Genomic DNA, 17,425 nt, shown 5'->3' on the forward strand with positions numbered 1-17,425 from the left:
AAGGTGAGAAAACTCATAGGGTTAGGCGCCTCGAAAGGAAAGGCTTACGAATGGGGCAACTCACGTAAAAGTTACTGGAGAATATCCAAAAGCCCGATACTAGACAGAACCCTCGGCAATTCCTATTGGGAAAGCCAAGGGCTGAAAAGTCTGCAAGTTCGTTATGAAAATTTGCGTTATGCATCTTAGTTGAACCGCCGTATACGGAACCGTACGTACGGTGGTGTGAGGGGTCGGGAGTTAATCACTCCCTCCTACTCGATTGCTCAGGAAACTATAAATTTATCGCGGTCTGTTCCCTCGAACAAAAGTGGTGGAGCGCATACTTTTACTTCGAGCTCGTTAACAGCTATAGGATGTGAGTGAGCGCTTTAGGGCATTTTTCTCACCACCTGTTAAATTAGTCCTTTCTTCTCCCTCTCTTACATCTATGGATTTGCAGGGTGTGGTGTTTAAGCTGCTAAAACAATGTTTATCTCTTCTTGTTATAGTAGGTCTCTTTCCGGTGTATATCTCTGACAAGTCATTTGTCCATTCGGCTCGTCCAACTTCGTTAAATAGCCAATAACTATGAGCACTTGACGGACGTGCGTACAAGACCTACTAGGGTGGATAGAAAATTTAATAAGGCTGGCTGGGTATGACGTGCTAAAAGAATATTTAATTGTGTGGCAGGTCAAAGTCGATCCGGAATCCGCTAATTAAGGTATGAAAAGAATTCCATGATTTTTATCTGTAGGCATTTTTATATTATTAACAATGACAACAATGTAGTTTTTCTTTCATATAATGTTTTGAGGTGAAAAAATGCCAAGAGTTAAATACCGAGATGCAGACGTTAGTTTAATGGCAAGGATGATGAGAGCGGAAGCCGTGGGTGAAGGGAATCAAGGGATGTTATATGTTGGCAATGTAATTGTGAATCGTGCTGTAGCAAATTGTTTAGACTTTCAAGATGTAAGAACAATTGAAGATGTCATTTATCAGGTGCAAGGAGGAAATTTTTCTTTTGAAGCTGTACAAAAAGGGAATTTATTTTATCAAAGAGCGAGATCCTCTGAAAAAAGATTAGCAAAACAGAATTTGGAGTATTGGAGACAACATCCAGCGAAATATGCCCTTTGGTATTTTAATCCCTATGCTCCTTGTCCTCCAACATGGTATGGTCAACCTTTTACTGGTCAATTTAAAAATCATTGTTTCTATGAACCAGCTCCTGATACGTGTGGTAGTGTTTATAACGGTTAGGTTGTCTAAGAGCTGTTATTAATTCTTGATGTGTATTGAAAGCCTCGCTTCTTTAAAGTTGTATACTGAACATCTTCCATAATCTACTCATCTTTTCTCTTAATACGGAGCCTTTATTATAAAAATATTTATCTTCATAATAAAAACAAAAAACAGGAACATATTATAAATGTCAATTATGTTCCTGCTTGTCGTTTTATAGGGTTTTGCTATTGAATTCTGATGAAGTATTTTTTATTCATCCTCATCTTCTACCATAAATGGTTTGTTCAAGTAGTGATACTTGAAGGCCATAAATAATGCCCCACCAATAATATTTCCAATTGTAACAGGAATAATATTGTGAAGAATGCCACTCACAGTAACAGCATTAGGATGTTGAGTTGCAATAGAAATAGAAAAGGTAACAAAATTTGCGATACTATGTTCGTAACCAGATATAAAGAAACAAAAAACAAGTAGCATCATGATAAACATTTTTGGACCATCGCCCTTTGCTCCATAAGGTAGGAAAAAGGCAAGGCATACAAGCCAGTTACAAAGAATACCCCGGAAGAATAATTCAGACGTCGAGACTAAGGTTTTTCCTTCGGCGACACTTATTAAAAAGCCATTTACTGAAGGATCTTTGAAAAGCCCAGTCGCATAAATCAAAAGAGCAAATAGAATGGCGCCAATAATATTTCCGACATAGCTATACATCCATAGCTTACCGACATCTTTCCATGCCATCTGCTTGCGTAAGGCAGCATATGTATAGTAGAAAGTGTCTCCTGTGAACAAATCGCCACCGCCATAATAAATCAAGATTATCGCTACACCAAATGTTAATGCTGCAACGGGATATGCTAATGGAGAATGTTCTGCGTAAAAGAAATTCCCCGTCTTAAACGCTACAATAACTCCAAAACCAATGAATAAACTTGCAAGAATTGCTCTTAATAGATAGTTAAAAGAACTACTTTGATGGATAAATAATCGTTTTAAGGCCAATGCTTCTATTTTCGATAATGCTTCTTTTTCCAATTAAAATCACCACACTATTTAATTTAGATTGGTTTAATCCAATCGTCTTACTTTGTCTGCGTTTGTATTTTAATACATAGCATTTGGTAGAAAACATGTCGCCGCAATGAGCGGTGACACGCGTTTTGATTATTATTGTTTCTTCAAGCCTTATTCTTGGTTGTTGTATTCGTATTTGCTTTGTTGTTACTTGAAGAATTTACCTGGTTGTTGCCACTACTTTTAGAAGAGGAAGACTGAGTACTGCTGCTATTCGTATTCGCGCTATTATTGCTATTTGAATTATTACTTGCAGTATTCTTAGAATTCGCATTTCCATTCGGCGTACTACTCGTAGCAGAATTCCCGTTGCTATTTGTTTCTGCCATATTTTGTGATCCGGCAATACTTGCCACATCGTTCAAAATTTGTCCAACTTGTGGTGCAACAGTTTGCGCGATATTTGCAATTGTTTGAGTAGCAGATCCACTCTGCTGAGAGTAACTACTATTTGCAGTAGCTTGTCCAGTACTACCGCTCATACTCTGGGCCCCGGCCATTGCACTTTGAGCTGCTGTTCCTCCAGCAAACATTTGCATAATATTTTCGACAATCTGCATAATATTTTCACTCATCTGTCCAGATTGCATGTTGCTGTTCGACGTAGCTCCAGTACTAGCAGATGCATTTTGAGAAGCGTTTCCACTAGCCATTTGTTGAAGCATGTTGCTACTCGTAATGGATGAATTCATCGCTTTTACTGGGCAAAACTTTGTGACGCCTTCTGCAGCTTTCATGGAACCTAACAAAATGAGCAGTCGCCCACCACTGCTTTCCGGATCACGTGCAATCCGTGCTGCACCGTATGCTAGCATTGCTGAACCTGCCATGAAACGGGCAAAAGCATTTCTTGGGCTGAGATTTTGTTGAGTATGTGTCATCTGTATGGACCCTCCTACCTGAATTTTCGAATGAGCGTTGAAAACTATTCAACTGACATGGAAGAGTGTCTGAAGTAGCAATTCATGTAGAAAAACAAACTCCTCCATTTCAGCTTTAGAATCCCCCAATGCTTTCGTTTTATTCGCATTCAGCACAGAGACCGGACGTCTGACAACACCTAATTTTAAGAGAAAACCTTAAAAAATGAAAGCAAAAAAGTGGGGCTTTTTTATGACATTTTTATGGTAATTTATGTGAGTTTGTCGGGAGATAAACAAGAGTAAAGGATGTTCGCTTTGCGAGTAAACTTAATGTTATCAAGAGTAATTAGGGTATTGGTATTTAGTGAAGTTGTTGTTTTGTTCACATAGTATTCGAAAAATCATTCGTGCATATTCTCTGAACTTTTTACAATACTATGTCTAGGTCGTTTATCTATTGGCAGGGAGGAATGAAAAAGTTGGGAAAACGTACAGAAACAAGTTGGAAACAGGATCACCCAAGTACTTTATTTGGAAACTCTGTTCAAAAAGCATACCGTTTGTTGAAACATGCGAAGCAACATCCAGAGGAGATGGCTGTTGAGCATGCATTTGATCAAATTTTTCATGCTGAAAACTCATTCGCAAATGCAGTACAACATGGAGAGCATTTGGATATGGTGCAGCAAAATAAAGAACTGCTCGAACAAATTAGACATGAATTACATGAAGTACAGAACAATATAAAAGAGCAGTAAATTGAAGCAATACCCTCGAGCTATGTACAAGAAGCTCGAGGGTGTTGTTGTTAAACTCTGTAAATTATCTTTATAATAATTCATAATGAGCAAATTCACCTCAATTATCTGCCACGAGAAAAAACACTAGTCATTTTCATTAGCTTGTAATCGTCCCCAAGCCTTAGTCCAGCACTTGACTCCTGATCAGAGTGTTCTCTTTGTATACCCGAGCGAATAGGTGACTGACCAGAGCGTTCCCTTTGTATACCGGAGCGAAAACGTGGCTGATCTGATCGTTCCCTTCGCATACTGGAGCGAATAGGTGACTGACCAGAGCGTTCTCTTTGCATACCGGAGCGAATAGGTGACTGACCAGAGCGTTCCCTTTGTATACCGGAGCGAAAACGTGGCTGATCTGATCGTTCCCTTCGCATACCGGAGCGAATAGGTGACTGACCAGAGCGTTCCCTTTGCATACTGGAGCGAATAGGTGACTGACCAAAGCGTTCCCTTTGCATACTGGAGCGAATAGGTGACTGACCAGAGCGTTCCCTTCACATACCGGAGCGAATTGCTAAAGAATTGATCCATTCATAATACAGATACGATCTGCAAAAGTATTCATTTTAATCAAAAGAGCAGACTCTGTCTTTTTATTTTGCTTTGTGTAAATTACTTGAATGGTATTTGATCATTTAGAGTAATAAATTGAAAATAGAGTCCTTTCTCAAAGGAGGAATTAAAAGTTGAGACGTTGGTTATGTTTTTTATGGATACCACTACGTTTACTATCTCTTGGAATGCTTTATGTTGAAGTTTCAATGGTGTCAGTGAGTTTCAGTAACGTATTTTCAGGAGGAAAGTGATTTGGGAGAATTTAAACGGATAATTGTAAGTATATTGATACTAAGTTTGGTTACCGGATGTAATCGACAAGATGAATTTGTTATATTCGCAAACCATGAAAATATGAACGAATAATTGAGAGAATCTCTGTTTAAATGTTTGAATACTGAAGAAATTATATATCAAGTTGATGATGATAATAATGTTTTAATCATGCATAAAGACATTGAGCATGCAGTTATTCGCTGTTCATAAAAATTGGGAAGTGTTCGTTATATCTAATATTTTATAATATAGCTCTAGGAGGCACTATGAAATGGAAAGGAATACATATAAGACGAGTCAATTATTAGAAATTCTAGGTGTATCAAGAGATGCGCTGAGATATTATGAGGAAAGGGGAATTGTAAAACCAAACCAAGATGAAACAAATAATTATCGCAAATATAATGATTTTGACATCTATGCATTATTAGTTGCAGATTTTTATAAAAAGAGAAATTTGTCGATGAAAGAAGTTCGAAAATTACAAGAAGGAATCGCAATAGAAGAATTGGAATCGTTATTAGAAAGTAAGGCTGAGCAATTAGAAGAGACCATACGAAATAATAATTATATGCTTCAAAAAATACAAGAAACAAAAGAATTTTGTCAGGAATTAAAAGAACACTTAAATCGATATTCCATCAGGGAACTTCCAAGCTTTCAAGTAATTGGCGAGTTTTCGGACTTTTTCTCCTTTATGGAGTATCCGACTATATTGAAAAGCATGGATATGATGAAGGACGATATTTTAAGCAAAATTATGAGGGAATTTACGATTGACGAAAATGGGTTGCTAGATTCAAAGATGTATATTGTGGAAAAGCATAAAACCAAAAGTGGGGGTTATTTACCATATGCTAAATGCATTTATACAATTGTCGAGGATGGTAGATATCAAAATGGCGAAAATGATATTACGGATCAAGTTATTGAGGCTACTTTACAATGGGGAAATGAACAAGGACTTAAAATAAAAGGGGTTGCTTTTATTACTACTCGCCTTATTACATATCTGGATAACAAAGAAAGGGCCTTTTTAGAAATATATATTCCAGTTGAGGATTAAAATACTTCTATCTTCATTCAGCAAATGTATTCATGTACCGAAAGCATAGCGACAGGTACAGAAAACTCCATCTAGCTTTATGACGAGATGAACGCTGTTTTAACCTTTTTCCGTGAGCCTTCAAAAGCCGGCTGAATGGAGATAAAGCCTCCGGCGGATGTCACAGACTTTGAATTGTGCTTGCACGATTCAAAATTTTATTGACCTGGGGGTAACACCATAGTTTAACTTTAAAACCAATGGAACGAGTGCAAACTGTTCTGTTGGTTTTTTATATGTAGGAGGGTGTTAAGTTTGAATGGAGTAATCAAAAAGTATATTTTATGGACGTATTGTATGTTCTTTGTGTTTCTTCTTGTCACAGTGCTGTCGATGTTTTTATTTAAGTCTCAGCATGTAGTAGGCATATTAAAAGTGTTAGCATCATGGTCGGCTACATTTGTCTTTGTAATAATGTTCTATAAAATCTACCCTCAAGGGAATCTATGGAACTTTATCAAAAGTCAATTCAGTGAAAAGATCAGAATATCCACAATAATAAGTGTTGTTTTAGTTCAATTTTTGATCTTAGTTGTTAGTCTCTTCATTACAAACAAAGTGTGGAATATACCTATATCCGAACAATTAACGACTTCTTTTCTTATTTTATTTGGCTACAATTTAATTCTTGGTCCACTTGGGGAGGAATTAGGGTGGAGGGGATTTGTGTTAAATGAGTTACAGAAAAGATTCAGTCCATTAAAAGCAGCTATAATTGTTGGAATGGCTTGGGGTTTCTGGCATACACCGTTATGGCTGCTGTCGGGGTATTCAGGATTACTATTGGTACAATATATCATTTGTTTTTTGAGTGCTATTGTTGCTATTTCAATCATCATTACCGCATTTTACAACTTAAATCATAATCTTATGATTCCTATTATAATTCATCAATTTTTCAATTATTATATGGGGATTCAAGTTGGAGATATCCTTAATACGCTTACAATTACTGCACTATTATATGTAATAGTCGCTGTAATTATAGTTCTAGTTAATTATAAAAAGTGCTTATACCAGTAAAAAATTTAAACTGGTGTTTCCTTCAAATAGTAACTAGTCAGGAAAGGCTTAAGACAGAAGTTGTGGCAACAATGTAAGTAAGACATTTCTCTAGTTATAAATTTAGCACCAAACAATAATTTTATAAGGTGTGGTTTGGGCAGGTATACTTCTTGTCGTAGGTCCGTAAATCACAATGAGGCTTCGATTTGCAGGATTTTTTGAAAAGGGTTGCCCATTCGTTAGAAAGATAGGGGTGTAGGGAGAGAGATTTAATTTTAGTTGGCCATCACTACTCACCAATTGGCCATTGAAAAAGTCTACTTTTACTTGTTGATAGTTGTTTTCCTTAACAACGATTAGCGCGCGATATTGTGGCGGGTATATTAAAGGTACTGGTGCATCTCCGTCGTAATATCCTGTAATGTGATTTCCTACCGTCACGATTTCATGATTTACGAAGTAAGTAGAAGGGGAGATGACAAAATTAACGATGCCGCCACGTCCATCTTCTATAGTCATTAGCTTGTAACAACCTTCTCCTTCTCCATTTTGCCCAGTCATAAAATCATTTATCTGCGTAACAATCCCACGAAAAGATTTAAAATTCACCATAGCCATTCCTTTCTTTTTGAAATTGTTGTTAAAAAGGGGAGATTAAAAATCTTCAATTGGTGTAAAAACATTTTGTACAGTATGGTTTTAATTTATGTAACATTTCTAATATGCGTGACAAATCATTTTACCGATAAATATCATTTAGCCCGTATCGGTTCTCCAATAGAGTTGGATAAAGTGTTTCAATAACACATCTAATGTTTACTAAGAGAATAGTAATTGCCTTCAATAATTATATAAATGTAGTCTTTATCGTTATATAATGAAAATGTGAACGATCGTATTAATTTTTAGTGGAGGCGAACGAATTGAAGTGGTTTTCAAAGAAGAATAAGAAACCGATGATAGCAATAATTATGGTACTCATTATTATTGCCGGTTTACTTGATATTAAATATAAAGGATTATTCTATCAGATTTTACCTAACTCTGTTCAATCATATTTATCTAGTATTTTTTAATAGATATAGTGATTAGGTAAAGATTAGATAGTTATATGTCGAGGAATAATTTATTATTTTAGATAAAATTCAGACAAACTAAATAGCCCAGCAATATATAAGTCAAAACTATATATTGCTGGGCTTTTATACATTTAATTGTTTTTATAAATTTATGAGAAACAATATGCAGTTGTATTGAAAAGGGAGGAGTTCACTATTGTGCAGTTAAGCCGCCATCAATTACAAATTCTGAGCCAGTGGAATAGCTTGATTCGTCTGATGCTAGGAATAATACTAGGTTGGATACTTCTTCCGATTGTGCTAGGCGTTTTAAAGGAACATGGTTAGCTAGTGCTCGAATTTGGTCAATTGCATCACTTTCTGTAACCATTGGCGTTTCGATAATACCTGGATGTATAGAGTTGACACGAATGCCGTAATGAGCAAATTCTATTACAGCAGCCTTGGTCATACCACGTACAGCAAATTTTGTATCCGTGTAACCAATAGCACCAGCTACTAATCCGTTCATTGAAGAAATGTTCACAATTGAACCACTTTCTGTTTTTTGCATAGAAGGTAAAATTGCTTTCATGCCTAGGAATACGGACACTTGGTTGATGTCAACGATTTTTCGATATTGCTCTACTGTCATTTGTGCGATAGAAGAGGCGATACTAATACCAGCGTTGTATACTAAAATATTGACTGGACCAAAAGCGTTTTCAGTTTCAGCAACAATGTTTGCCCAATCTGCTTCGCTAGAAACATCTTGTTTGATGAATTTTGCATTTTCGCCAAGTTCTTGCGCTAATGTTGTTCCGGCTTCTTCATTTAAATCTGTAAGTACTACTTTTGCACCTTCTGAGATAAATTTACGCACGTGTGATTCACCCATACCGCGTGCTCCACCTGTAATAATTGCTGCTTTTCCAGCTAAACGCCCCATGTAAAACCTCTCCCTATCACCTGGAATTTTATAATTCAAAATTATTTTGTGTAAATAGATAGGCATGGAAATGTTCATGCTTTTTGCATAATCCTATTGCTGATGGTAAGGCTAACAATGAATAGGAACTAAAAAAGGGGAGAATAGATTATGTTGTCATTTCAACCAAATTGTTGGTCAGAATATGGGGAGCTTAAGGTAGTTATGCTTTGTGCACCATCGAAGTTGGACGTCCCGGATTTAAAGACTGCCGAGAATGTGCAGTGGAGTGCGCCGGTACATCATGTAAAAGCTTTGGAGAATTTCATGGAATTTAAAGGGGCATTAGAAGATGCTGGGGTGAAGGTGATTGACTACTCAAAAGAGCTAGCACCAGATATCAAAAAATTGAGTGAACAGCTGATTAACCGATTTTTTGTACGTGATCTGGCTTGTGTATTTGGTAATATTATTTTACCAGGAGAAGCGGGGATTTCGCTCAGACGTCCGGAGTATGTTCATGCTCATCTACAGATGGAAAAGTGGTTCCCTGAAAGCTTTATTAGAAATGACAAGAATAGTGGGGAAGCGCTAGAGTTCGGAGATGTTATAATTTTGAATAAAGATGCTGTGTTCATCAATATAGGCACTCGTACGAGCATCGAGGGCGTGGGAAAAATGAAGGGGAAAATCTTTAAAGCTGGTTTTTCGGAAATAGGCATCATTGATTTACCAAGGAGCTCAGATACATTACATTTGGATATGAATTGTAATGTAGCAAATGAGAATTTAGTGATTGCTAAGAGCTTCATGCGTTATTTTCCGGTGCATGTATTGACGGAGACTGGCGCTCGATTTGAAATGACCGAACAATTTCTAAATCGACATGGCTTTGAGGCCTATTGGCTAGAAAAATATAATACGATTCCTGACATTAACTTCCTCAATCTAGATCCAGAGACATTATTGATTAGCAAGAAAACAATGAGGCAAATCTTTAAAAAACATCCATTATTGCAAAAGAAAAAACTTATAGAAATTGAAGTAAGCGAGCTAGAGAAAGCTGGTGGGGGCATCCGCTGTATGACCTTACCACTAAGGCGGAAATAGGGAATGGAGTCAAAAATAAACAAAGGTCGGATGCGGTGGTGGCAGCTTTCCCTTCTCGGAGTAGGATGTACAATCGGAACGGGATTTTTTCTTGGATCCAGTATAGCTATTAAGAAAAGTGGACCTGCTGTATTAATTGTTTTTCTATTAGCTGCAATCGGCACATACATCGTCTATGATGCACTTGTGAAGATGTCGGTTGATAATCCTGATAAAGGGTCTTTTCGTTCTTATGCAAAAAATGCGTTTGGTGATTGGGCAGGATTTAGTAATGGCTGGGTCTATTTAATTTCGGAAATGTTAATTATGGGTAGTCAGCTTATGGCATTGGGGATATTCACACAGTTTTGGTTTCCTGCGCTCCCCTTATGGATCGGGACATCGATTTTTGCTGTGCTAGGGTTGCTTGTTATTCTTACAGGTAGCAAAGGGTTTGGAAAATTTCAAAATATTTTTGGTGTCATGAAGATGGCTGCTATAGTCATGTTCATCGTTGTTGCTGTAGTTATAATAGTTAAGGGGCTAAATGGGCAATCCAGTGACGTTCATTCACTGGTGGATACCTATAAAAACTTCTTTTCCGAAGGCTATCGGGGAATATGGTTGGCGCTCCTCTATGCATTTTACGCGTTCGGCGGCATTGAGGTCATGGGTTTATTAGTGATCGAATTAAAAAATCCAAAGCAAGCACCCAAAGCAGGGAAGGTAATGATAGTTGGACTGACCATTATTTATGTTGTCTCGATTGGTCTTGCTTTGGCGCTCGTTTCATGGAAGAACTTAAAAATAGAAGAGAGTCCATTTATTACAGCACTTGAAAAATTTCAGCTTCCTTTTGTGACAGATATCTTCAATGGCATTCTCATTATTGCAGGCTTCTCGACCATGGTTGCCTCGTTGTATGGTGTGCTGACGATATTAACTTCACTTGCAGAAGACCATGATGCCCCAGCTTTTTTAGCCAAAAGAGGGAAAATGAAAGTACCACTATCTGGCATTCTTTTTATAGCAGGTGGATTAGTTATTACTATACTAATTGGCTTCTTAATACCAGAGAAAATATTCGAATACATGGTAACGGCAGCAGGACTGATGTTAATTTATAATTGGTTTTTTATTTTAGTGACGTACATGAAACTGATGAAAGTTTCCAAATTGGATCGAGTGAAAACGATTGTTGGGATGCTGCTAATTATTATAACTGTCTCGGGAACATTAGGAGAAAAAATTAGTAGAATAGGGTTTTATGTAAGTCTATTTTTCATTGTTTTGATAGGAGTCGCTACTTTTCTTAAGGTGAGGAAGGGAAAGTTGTTGCATTCTTAGAAAGGGGCACTTGGGGGCGCTGTGGTCATCATCACTTAGAAAATACTGCTTCCACTCATGATTGTCTTCTTGCCCATACCATTTCAAATCGGGATGACCTGGAATCCCGTCATAGTCACAAATACGCTGACGTATCAGCATTTTCAATTTCCGACCATATACAGTAGAGTCGTTAATTTCCGTAAACACAAAACGCGGCTGAAATGCCAGTAACAGTGATGGGAAATAACGACTTTTTCGTCGTGTATGCGCAGGGGTCGCACAAAAAACAAAATAAGGTTCCCCATCAAAACAAAATTCCCACGCATGATGTGATGGATCGGTAGGAATATCTCCTGGCCAATTACTGTCATCTAAAGCAGACAATCTGTTTAAGGTGTTCCAAAATAAGCTCCTGTAATCCTCTATATCAAAGCCTTCAAGCACCTCCTTAGGCGTTTCAAAGAAAACTGCAAGTGACGTATATTTCCCTGCATACCGTGCAATTTCCCCATACTCCCTAATACAATCAGCGAGTTCTTTCGCTGAATGTTTTTTGCGTGGATCTCCGATAAAACAGAAACGTAGCTGGTTTGATAAAAAACCTTGTCGTGCAGGAATGCACGGATATATATTTTCATCACTTGCAATCAGGTCTACAAAGGCTTGATAAGTATTTTGTTGCCATGAGGGTAGGGTGTTTACTTGCTCGTCTAACCAAATCTTTTCAAAAACTTTACTCACTAGAACCTCCACCTTCCATACAGTACTAGGCTATTAAAGAAGGTAGAAATGGGTGACAGACTGAATATGGAACGTCGTTAAAAGAGGGAAATGCGAAGGAATGCTCCGATAATGCCTGAAGTGATTTATAGTGCAGGGGACCGCTCTATAATATCTGTTTGCCGACCTTACGGATTGAATACCTTTCTTTGCAAAACGTCTATTGCCTGGTCGATTTCAGCTAAATCTTCTTTCGAAATATTTTGTAGTAGTTGCTGGAAACGAAGCTCGATTGTGGCAAACGCTTCGTCCATCATGATCTCTCCATCTTTTGCAAGACGAATATATTGTTTTCGGCGGTCTTCTTGATCAGTTATCTTTTCTATTAAATTTTTTTCATATAATTTCTTTAATTCCCTGCTCGTATTAGGCATAGACATATGCATACATTCACTAATTTCGGTTGGCGTTACAGGTTGACTGACTTTGATATTTTCAAGAATTTTATATTGAACGGATGTAATGTCATCTGTTTTTATGTTTTGTGTTAAATCATGTGTTACGTGATGAACGGATGCAGTAAACGATACGAATTTATTAAATAGGGCTTTCTTGTCCATAAATTTCACCTCTTACTGACAAGATAACAAAAAACTTATCATAAAACAATTATCAATTGACAACTAATTGAAGAGGGGTTATTATTTACTTATCAAATGATAAGTAATGGGGGATGTCATGAAAACGTTAATTATTTACACGCATCCAAATCACAAAAGTTTAAATTATGCTTTTTTACAGGAAGTTATCAAGGGGTGTGAAGAAAATCCATACATAAAGGAAATACAAGTTGTAGATTTGTATGCAGAAAAATTTAATCCACTATTAGAATTTAACGAGCATAAGCGTAGACGGGATATGTATCGTGATCCACAACTTGAGAAATACAGAGAACAAATTACCTGGGCAGATAAGATTGTTTTTGTCTATCCAATCTGGTGGGGCAGACCCCCTGCAATGCTAATGGGATATATCGATCAATTGTTTGCTGCAAATTTTGCTTATAGGGATAAAAAAGGGCTGTTTCCAGATGGACTTTTAGCGGGAAAATCTGTTGTTTGTGTATCGACGATGAAGGGACCAACAAAGTATCCACTTCTATGGTTGAATAATGCACATAAAATATTGATGAGAAAAGCAGTTTTCAATTTTGTTGGCATAAAAAAAGTGAAGTTTTTTGAATTCGGCAATATGGAGAGTTTAAAAGGGGGACATACGAAAAAACTAGAAAAAGTCTATCAGTACTTTAAAAAGGTTGTCTATTAAAAATATGAATGGAAGAACATTCACAAGTGGTAGTAAAGGAGAGCTGACTACCACTTGTTTTTTATGGTTCACTCTAGAAACTTGCGGTTTACTAAATTTTAAATGACCACTAAAAAGCTTGGAGCAAAAAGTAAAAATAAATAAGCAGTTTCATAAACTGAATAATGCAGAAATTCTTCAGAAAAGTTTAGTACTATCTATTTTAACGGAGGTTATTCGGCAAGGAATCTAAGAAAATATTTATATGACGTCATATCGAAATGAAACAGTGGCGTTTCTCCTTGCCTCAGTAGAGGTTATTTTTGATGAAGGTCTGTTTCAATGGAAACCACAAGAAGCATTGCAAAAGGTTGAGGTATTTATTACCATAATAGAGACTGCTCTTGGTACTAAAAAGGGCTATAGGAGATGTTTTTTGCACAGCTATAAGACGTTGAATAAATGGGGGATAGAACGACTATGTTCGTATATGCCTGTTTCAAATTTTTTTGATTTATGATGACGGACGCTCGGTCTATAAAAATTGAATGGTAGGTGCATATGTGATGCAAGATAATATCGGTCTTAAACCTTTCTCTAAAGATTTCAACTTGATGGTAATTGGACAAATGGTTTCTATTTTAGGTTCTGCCCTCTTACGATTTGCACTCGCACTTTATGTTTTAGATATTACGGGGCGTGCTGATCTTTTTGCTATTTTGTTTGCGATTTCAAGTCTTCCATTTTTACTGTCACCACTTGGTGGGGCCATTGCGGATCGGTTTAATCGCCGTAATTTAATGGTGATATTTGATTTTATAAGTAGTTTTATAGTTTTTTGTTTTTTTCTATTGTTATCAGTGGGGAATGATTCGGTTTTTATCATAGGCATTGTGATGACACTACTGGCGTTGATTAGCGCCATGTATGCACCTGCAGTTATGGCGAGTATACCGCAGCTCGTTCAAGAGAATCGACTGGAACAGGCGAATGGGATCGTCAATGGTATTCAAGCCTTGTCGAATGTGGCGGCACCTGTATTAGGGGGAGTTTTATATGGTCTAGTGGGCTTAGAAATGCTTGTTGTAATCAGTTGTATCTTTTTTTTCTTATCAGCGATCGTTGAGATGTTTATGAAGATTCCATTTGTGAAAAGAGAACAGCACGGTCATATTGTACCGACCATTTTGAGCGACTTGAAAATCGGTTTTACATTCGTTGTAAAAGATTCTTTTATTCTTAAATGTATGATGTTGGCTGCGTTGTTGAATTTGATTCTTACCCCGTTATTTGTGGTGGGGGCGCCCATCATTTTACGCGTCACAATGGATAGTAGTGATACTATGTATGGCATAGGAATGGGGTTAATTGATTTTGCCACGATTTTGGGCGCATTATGTATGGGCTTTTTTGCGAAAAAGTTACATGTTAAGACGATGTATCTATGGGTTTTAGTCGTTGCTTTATTGCTTGCACCAATGGCTTTGTCGATTATGCCTTTTGTACTTGAGATGGGATACTATCCATCATTTACGCTATTTATACTATGTGCACTTTTGATCGCAATGGACGTGACGATTATTTCAATTTTTGTCATTACGATCGTGCAAAAGAAGACGCCAAATGAAAATTTAGGAAAGGTCATGGCAATTATTATGGCTATTTCACAATGTATGGTGCCAATCGGTCAAGTTATTTATGGCGTTGTTTTTGAAACCTTTAGCATGCAAATTTACCTTCCGATTCTATTTATAAGCTTGGCGATGGTGTTAATGACTATAGTGACGCATAGGATATGGAAAAATGCTGATAGCGAAGTATGATGTGACTCAACATACTATTTTCGATTTATTGCTGTAATCTCCCTATAGCGGATTCTTTTTGTACATGGAGGTAATTTGCTTTGCAATATATTCGGAACTATATTGAATACCATCTTTAATCCACCAAGTAATAATACCTAAAAGTGATGCGGCAATAATTTCAATAGCAACAGTATTTTCCGTCTCCGTAATGTTTCTCTCTTGTCGTCTCATTTGTACCATATTTTTTATTAGTTTAAATAAGCTGTCTTTGAACGCTGTCTGCTCAATCAATACAGCGAAAATTTTTCGGTATTCATAAATGTAATCTAAAAATGCCGTCAAGTGATCATGATTGTCCATGTTCTTCACGTGAAGTAATGGTTCAACTTTCAACGACAGTTCGTAGAAGATTTCTTGAACTATTTTACGTAATAAATCATTAATATCGTCATAGTGTAAATAAAACGTAGCACGATTAAGCTCAGCACGACTCGTAATTTTTTGCACTGTTAGTTGAGAAATCTCCTGATTTTCAGCAAGTAACGAAAATAGCGCATTCTTCAACATCTTTTTAGAACGTAATGCACGAGGATCCTGTTTTTTATGGTTAGACATTTTATCCCTCTTCATCTATTATTTTTGATTTTATCAACAGTAATTCCTAATTCGTTGTTTAGTCGACAGTTTCGTAAATATTGTAAATATGCAACCTATAATTATGCTGTTATCATTTATTTTATCGACTATGTGTTGATGAAGCAATGAAGAAAGGATTTCATATATGCAAAAAACAAATACAGAAATCAATAAAGGAATATTGATAACGGTATTAATTTTAGGTTGTTTTTTATCGACAATGAATCAAACATTATTAAATGTGGCCTTAAGTAGCCTGATGGAAGTCTTTAATGTAACAGCGCCAACCGTACAATGGCTTGCAACCGGCTTTATGCTTGTTAATGGGGTTTTAGTGCCGACTACTGCGTATTTAATGAAACGTTTTACAACGCGTCAATTATTTATCAGCGCAATGCTGTTTTTGTTATTTGGCTCTATCATCTGTGCATCCGCGCCAAACTTTGGGGTACTTTTAGCTGGACGTATGATTCAGGCTGCAGGTGCTGGAATTATTATGCCGCTAATGATGGGTGTCGTGTTGGTTATTTTCCCAGCAGAAAAACGTGGTAGTGCTATGGGGCTCTTAGGATTAGCGATTATTTTTGCGCCGGCCATTGCACCGACGTTATCAGGTTTTGTCATAGAATATCATTCTTGGCGTTGGTTATTTATTGGATTATCTGTACTTGTCGTAATCGTTATTTTACTGGCATTGAAGTATTTAGTAAATGTATCTGAAACATCTAAAGCAAAACTTGATGTGCTCAGTATTATTTTGTCTACGATTGGGTTTGGTTTGATTTTATATGGCTTTAGTAATGCTGGTAGTAAAGGCTGGGATGATGTCGTTGTTGTGCTTTCATTAGCAATTGGTTTAATGATTACAGTTATTTTCTGTATTCGCCAATTCAAATCAGAGGAGCCACTGTTAAATTTATCTGTCTTTAAAAATAATGTGTTCGCAATTACTACGCTCTTAAACGTGATAATAACGATAATGATGTATGCGGATATGATTTTACTGCCGATTTATTTGCAAAATGGTCGAGGATTTACAGCATTTGATGCAGGACTGTTATTATTACCAGGGGCACTTGTGAATGCCTTTATGTCACCCGTTACCGGTAAATTATATGACCGATTTGGTGCAAAGCCTTTATTTATTGTTGGTTTACTGTTTATCATCCCCTCTATGTGGGCTGTAACGGATTTAACAGAATCTACAACTTATTTGTATATAATGATACGTACGATTTTCCTTCGTATCGGTTTAAGCTTTATTACAATGCCATTGAATACAGCAGGGCTGAATGCGTTACCTAAAGAACTTGGAATGCATGGCTCAGCAATCAATAATACAGTTCGTCAACTAGCTGGTGCAATTGGGACGGCAGTAGTCATTACGATTTATACGGCACAATCTACACATCATGCCTCTTCTTTAATACAGGAGAATGCAGGAGCTAGTGAGGATATGATTCGTTCACTTTCCTCCATTTTAGGTTCCGGCGATGCTTATCATTTCATGACAATATTGGCAATGATCGCACTTGCTATTACATTTTTTGTGCCTTCAAAAAGTAAGCAAATTGATGCAAATTAAGTTTGATAGTATGTCATTATATTTTCAACAAATAAGACAACGGACCTTTGAAA

General features: G+C 36.9%; 18 protein-coding genes and 1 pseudogene. 11 read left to right on the top strand and 8 right to left on the bottom strand.

The features are described 5' to 3' along the window. Together ACIQZG_RS14390 and ACIQZG_RS14395 are read left to right on the top strand one after the other, a co-directional pair. A pseudogene (locus ACIQZG_RS14390) lies at positions 1 to 189 on the top strand (group II intron reverse transcriptase/maturase); the annotation flags it as partial. Positions 190 to 807: 618 nt separating this feature from the next. Continuing rightward, the gene (locus ACIQZG_RS14395) at positions 808 to 1,248 is read left to right on the top strand and encodes a cell wall hydrolase (protein WP_402756083.1); all 441 of its coding nucleotides are present in this window, start codon (positions 808 to 810) and stop codon (positions 1,246 to 1,248) included. A 234-nt stretch (positions 1,249 to 1,482) separates the two neighbouring features. Here the strand turns inward: ACIQZG_RS14395 and ACIQZG_RS14400 are convergent, their stop codons facing one another. Together ACIQZG_RS14400 and ACIQZG_RS14405 are read right to left on the bottom strand one after the other, a co-directional pair. After that, positions 1,483 to 2,274 (bottom strand): formate/nitrite transporter family protein, encoded by a 792-nt coding sequence (locus ACIQZG_RS14400; protein ID WP_402756085.1) that lies wholly within the window; start codon positions 2,272 to 2,274, stop codon positions 1,483 to 1,485. 143 nt (positions 2,275 to 2,417) lie between these two features. Beyond that, entirely contained in the window at positions 2,418 to 3,194 is a 777-nt protein-coding gene (locus ACIQZG_RS14405; RefSeq protein WP_402756087.1) for a YgaP family membrane protein, read from the bottom strand. 461 nt (positions 3,195 to 3,655) lie between these two features. On the opposite strand from ACIQZG_RS14405, the gene ACIQZG_RS14410 reads away from it, so the two are divergent. Continuing rightward, a complete protein-coding gene (locus ACIQZG_RS14410) occupies positions 3,656 to 3,934 on the top strand; it encodes a hypothetical protein (RefSeq protein ID WP_402756088.1) in 279 nt (92 codons plus the stop codon). Positions 3,935 to 4,038: 104 nt separating this feature from the next. On the opposite strand, the gene ACIQZG_RS14415 is transcribed toward ACIQZG_RS14410, so the two are convergent. Further along, positions 4,039 to 4,434 carry a hypothetical protein gene (locus ACIQZG_RS14415; protein WP_402756090.1) on the bottom strand — a complete coding sequence of 132 codons (396 nt, stop codon included), beginning with the start codon at positions 4,432 to 4,434 and terminating at the stop codon, positions 4,039 to 4,041. 644 nt (positions 4,435 to 5,078) lie between these two features. On the opposite strand from ACIQZG_RS14415, the gene ACIQZG_RS14420 reads away from it, so the two are divergent. Beyond that, positions 5,079 to 5,873 (top strand): MerR family transcriptional regulator, encoded by a 795-nt coding sequence (locus tag ACIQZG_RS14420; protein WP_402756092.1) that lies wholly within the window; start codon positions 5,079 to 5,081, stop codon positions 5,871 to 5,873. 294 nt (positions 5,874 to 6,167) lie between these two features. Beyond that, positions 6,168 to 6,935, top strand: a complete 768-nt coding sequence (locus ACIQZG_RS14425; RefSeq protein ID WP_402756094.1) for a CPBP family intramembrane glutamic endopeptidase — start codon at positions 6,168 to 6,170, stop codon at positions 6,933 to 6,935. A gap of 102 nt (positions 6,936 to 7,037) precedes the next feature. Here ACIQZG_RS14425 and ACIQZG_RS14430 read toward each other — a convergent pair whose 3' ends face one another. After that, complete coding sequence (locus ACIQZG_RS14430; protein ID WP_402756096.1) at positions 7,038 to 7,529, bottom strand: hypothetical protein; 492 nt, start codon at positions 7,527 to 7,529, stop codon at positions 7,038 to 7,040. A 660-nt stretch (positions 7,530 to 8,189) separates the two neighbouring features. Continuing rightward, entirely contained in the window at positions 8,190 to 8,924 is a 735-nt protein-coding gene (locus ACIQZG_RS14435) for a glucose 1-dehydrogenase (protein ID WP_402756098.1), read from the bottom strand. Between the two features lie 150 nt (positions 8,925 to 9,074). Between ACIQZG_RS14435 and ACIQZG_RS14440 the strand changes: the two genes are divergently transcribed. After that, positions 9,075 to 10,013 (top strand): arginine deiminase family protein, encoded by a 939-nt coding sequence (locus ACIQZG_RS14440; RefSeq protein ID WP_402756099.1) that lies wholly within the window; start codon positions 9,075 to 9,077, stop codon positions 10,011 to 10,013. 3 nt (positions 10,014 to 10,016) lie between these two features. Next, positions 10,017 to 11,339 carry an amino acid permease gene (locus tag ACIQZG_RS14445; protein ID WP_402756100.1) on the top strand — a complete coding sequence of 441 codons (1,323 nt, stop codon included), beginning with the start codon at positions 10,017 to 10,019 and terminating at the stop codon, positions 11,337 to 11,339. Here the strand turns inward: ACIQZG_RS14445 and ACIQZG_RS14450 are convergent. Together ACIQZG_RS14450 and ACIQZG_RS14455 are read right to left on the bottom strand one after the other, a co-directional pair. Continuing rightward, on the bottom strand, positions 11,268 to 12,062 hold the full coding sequence (locus ACIQZG_RS14450) for a YqcI/YcgG family protein (RefSeq protein WP_402756101.1): 795 nt from the start codon (positions 12,060 to 12,062) through the stop codon (positions 11,268 to 11,270). The genes ACIQZG_RS14445 and ACIQZG_RS14450 overlap by 72 nt on opposite strands. A gap of 167 nt (positions 12,063 to 12,229) precedes the next feature. Next, a complete protein-coding gene (locus ACIQZG_RS14455) occupies positions 12,230 to 12,661 on the bottom strand; it encodes a MarR family winged helix-turn-helix transcriptional regulator (protein ID WP_402756102.1) in 432 nt (143 codons plus the stop codon). Between the two features lie 118 nt (positions 12,662 to 12,779). Between ACIQZG_RS14455 and ACIQZG_RS14460 the strand changes: the two genes are divergently transcribed. From ACIQZG_RS14460 to ACIQZG_RS14470, 3 genes are all read left to right on the top strand, one after another. Continuing rightward, positions 12,780 to 13,367 carry an NAD(P)H-dependent oxidoreductase gene (locus tag ACIQZG_RS14460; RefSeq protein ID WP_402756103.1) on the top strand — a complete coding sequence of 196 codons (588 nt, stop codon included), beginning with the start codon at positions 12,780 to 12,782 and terminating at the stop codon, positions 13,365 to 13,367. A 244-nt stretch (positions 13,368 to 13,611) separates the two neighbouring features. After that, complete coding sequence (locus tag ACIQZG_RS14465) at positions 13,612 to 13,866, top strand: hypothetical protein (RefSeq protein ID WP_402756104.1); 255 nt, start codon at positions 13,612 to 13,614, stop codon at positions 13,864 to 13,866. 46 nt (positions 13,867 to 13,912) lie between these two features. Beyond that, a complete protein-coding gene (locus tag ACIQZG_RS14470; protein WP_402756106.1) occupies positions 13,913 to 15,169 on the top strand; it encodes an MFS transporter in 1,257 nt (418 codons plus the stop codon). A gap of 42 nt (positions 15,170 to 15,211) precedes the next feature. Here the strand turns inward: ACIQZG_RS14470 and ACIQZG_RS14475 are convergent, their stop codons facing one another. Continuing rightward, the gene (locus tag ACIQZG_RS14475; RefSeq protein WP_402756108.1) at positions 15,212 to 15,766 is read right to left on the bottom strand and encodes a TetR/AcrR family transcriptional regulator; all 555 of its coding nucleotides are present in this window, start codon (positions 15,764 to 15,766) and stop codon (positions 15,212 to 15,214) included. A 166-nt stretch (positions 15,767 to 15,932) separates the two neighbouring features. Here ACIQZG_RS14475 and ACIQZG_RS14480 point away from each other — a divergent pair, with 166 nt between their 5' ends. Then, positions 15,933 to 17,372 carry a DHA2 family efflux MFS transporter permease subunit gene (locus tag ACIQZG_RS14480; protein WP_402756110.1) on the top strand — a complete coding sequence of 480 codons (1,440 nt, stop codon included), beginning with the start codon at positions 15,933 to 15,935 and terminating at the stop codon, positions 17,370 to 17,372. Positions 17,373 to 17,425: the final 53 nt, after the last annotated feature.

The sequence above is a fragment of the Lysinibacillus sp. NPDC096418 genome (assembly GCF_044762775.1).
Lineage (GTDB): Bacteria > Bacillota > Bacilli > Bacillales_A > Planococcaceae > Lysinibacillus.

Bases quoted from the DNA above. Each gene is read 5' to 3' on its own strand.
- ACIQZG_RS14395 (WP_402756083.1), top strand. From the start codon at position 808: ATGCCAAGAGTTAAATACCGAGATGCAGACGTTAGTTTAATGGCAAGG.
- ACIQZG_RS14405 (WP_402756087.1), bottom strand. From the start codon at position 3,194: ATGACACATACTCAACAAAATCTCAGCCCAAGAAATGCTTTTGCCCGT.
- ACIQZG_RS14415 (WP_402756090.1), bottom strand. From the start codon at position 4,434: ATGCAAAGGGAACGCTTTGGTCAGTCACCTATTCGCTCCAGTATGCAA.
- ACIQZG_RS14420 (WP_402756092.1), top strand. From the start codon at position 5,079: ATGGAAAGGAATACATATAAGACGAGTCAATTATTAGAAATTCTAGGT.
- ACIQZG_RS14430 (WP_402756096.1), bottom strand. From the start codon at position 7,529: ATGGTGAATTTTAAATCTTTTCGTGGGATTGTTACGCAGATAAATGAT.
- ACIQZG_RS14435 (WP_402756098.1), bottom strand. From the start codon at position 8,924: ATGGGGCGTTTAGCTGGAAAAGCAGCAATTATTACAGGTGGAGCACGC.
- ACIQZG_RS14440 (WP_402756099.1), top strand. From the start codon at position 9,075: ATGTTGTCATTTCAACCAAATTGTTGGTCAGAATATGGGGAGCTTAAG.
- ACIQZG_RS14445 (WP_402756100.1), top strand. From the start codon at position 10,017: ATGGAGTCAAAAATAAACAAAGGTCGGATGCGGTGGTGGCAGCTTTCC.
- ACIQZG_RS14455 (WP_402756102.1), bottom strand. From the start codon at position 12,661: ATGGACAAGAAAGCCCTATTTAATAAATTCGTATCGTTTACTGCATCC.
- ACIQZG_RS14460 (WP_402756103.1), top strand. From the start codon at position 12,780: ATGAAAACGTTAATTATTTACACGCATCCAAATCACAAAAGTTTAAAT.
- ACIQZG_RS14465 (WP_402756104.1), top strand. From the start codon at position 13,612: ATGACGTCATATCGAAATGAAACAGTGGCGTTTCTCCTTGCCTCAGTA.
- ACIQZG_RS14470 (WP_402756106.1), top strand. From the start codon at position 13,913: ATGCAAGATAATATCGGTCTTAAACCTTTCTCTAAAGATTTCAACTTG.
- ACIQZG_RS14475 (WP_402756108.1), bottom strand. From the start codon at position 15,766: ATGTCTAACCATAAAAAACAGGATCCTCGTGCATTACGTTCTAAAAAG.
- ACIQZG_RS14480 (WP_402756110.1), top strand. From the start codon at position 15,933: ATGCAAAAAACAAATACAGAAATCAATAAAGGAATATTGATAACGGTA.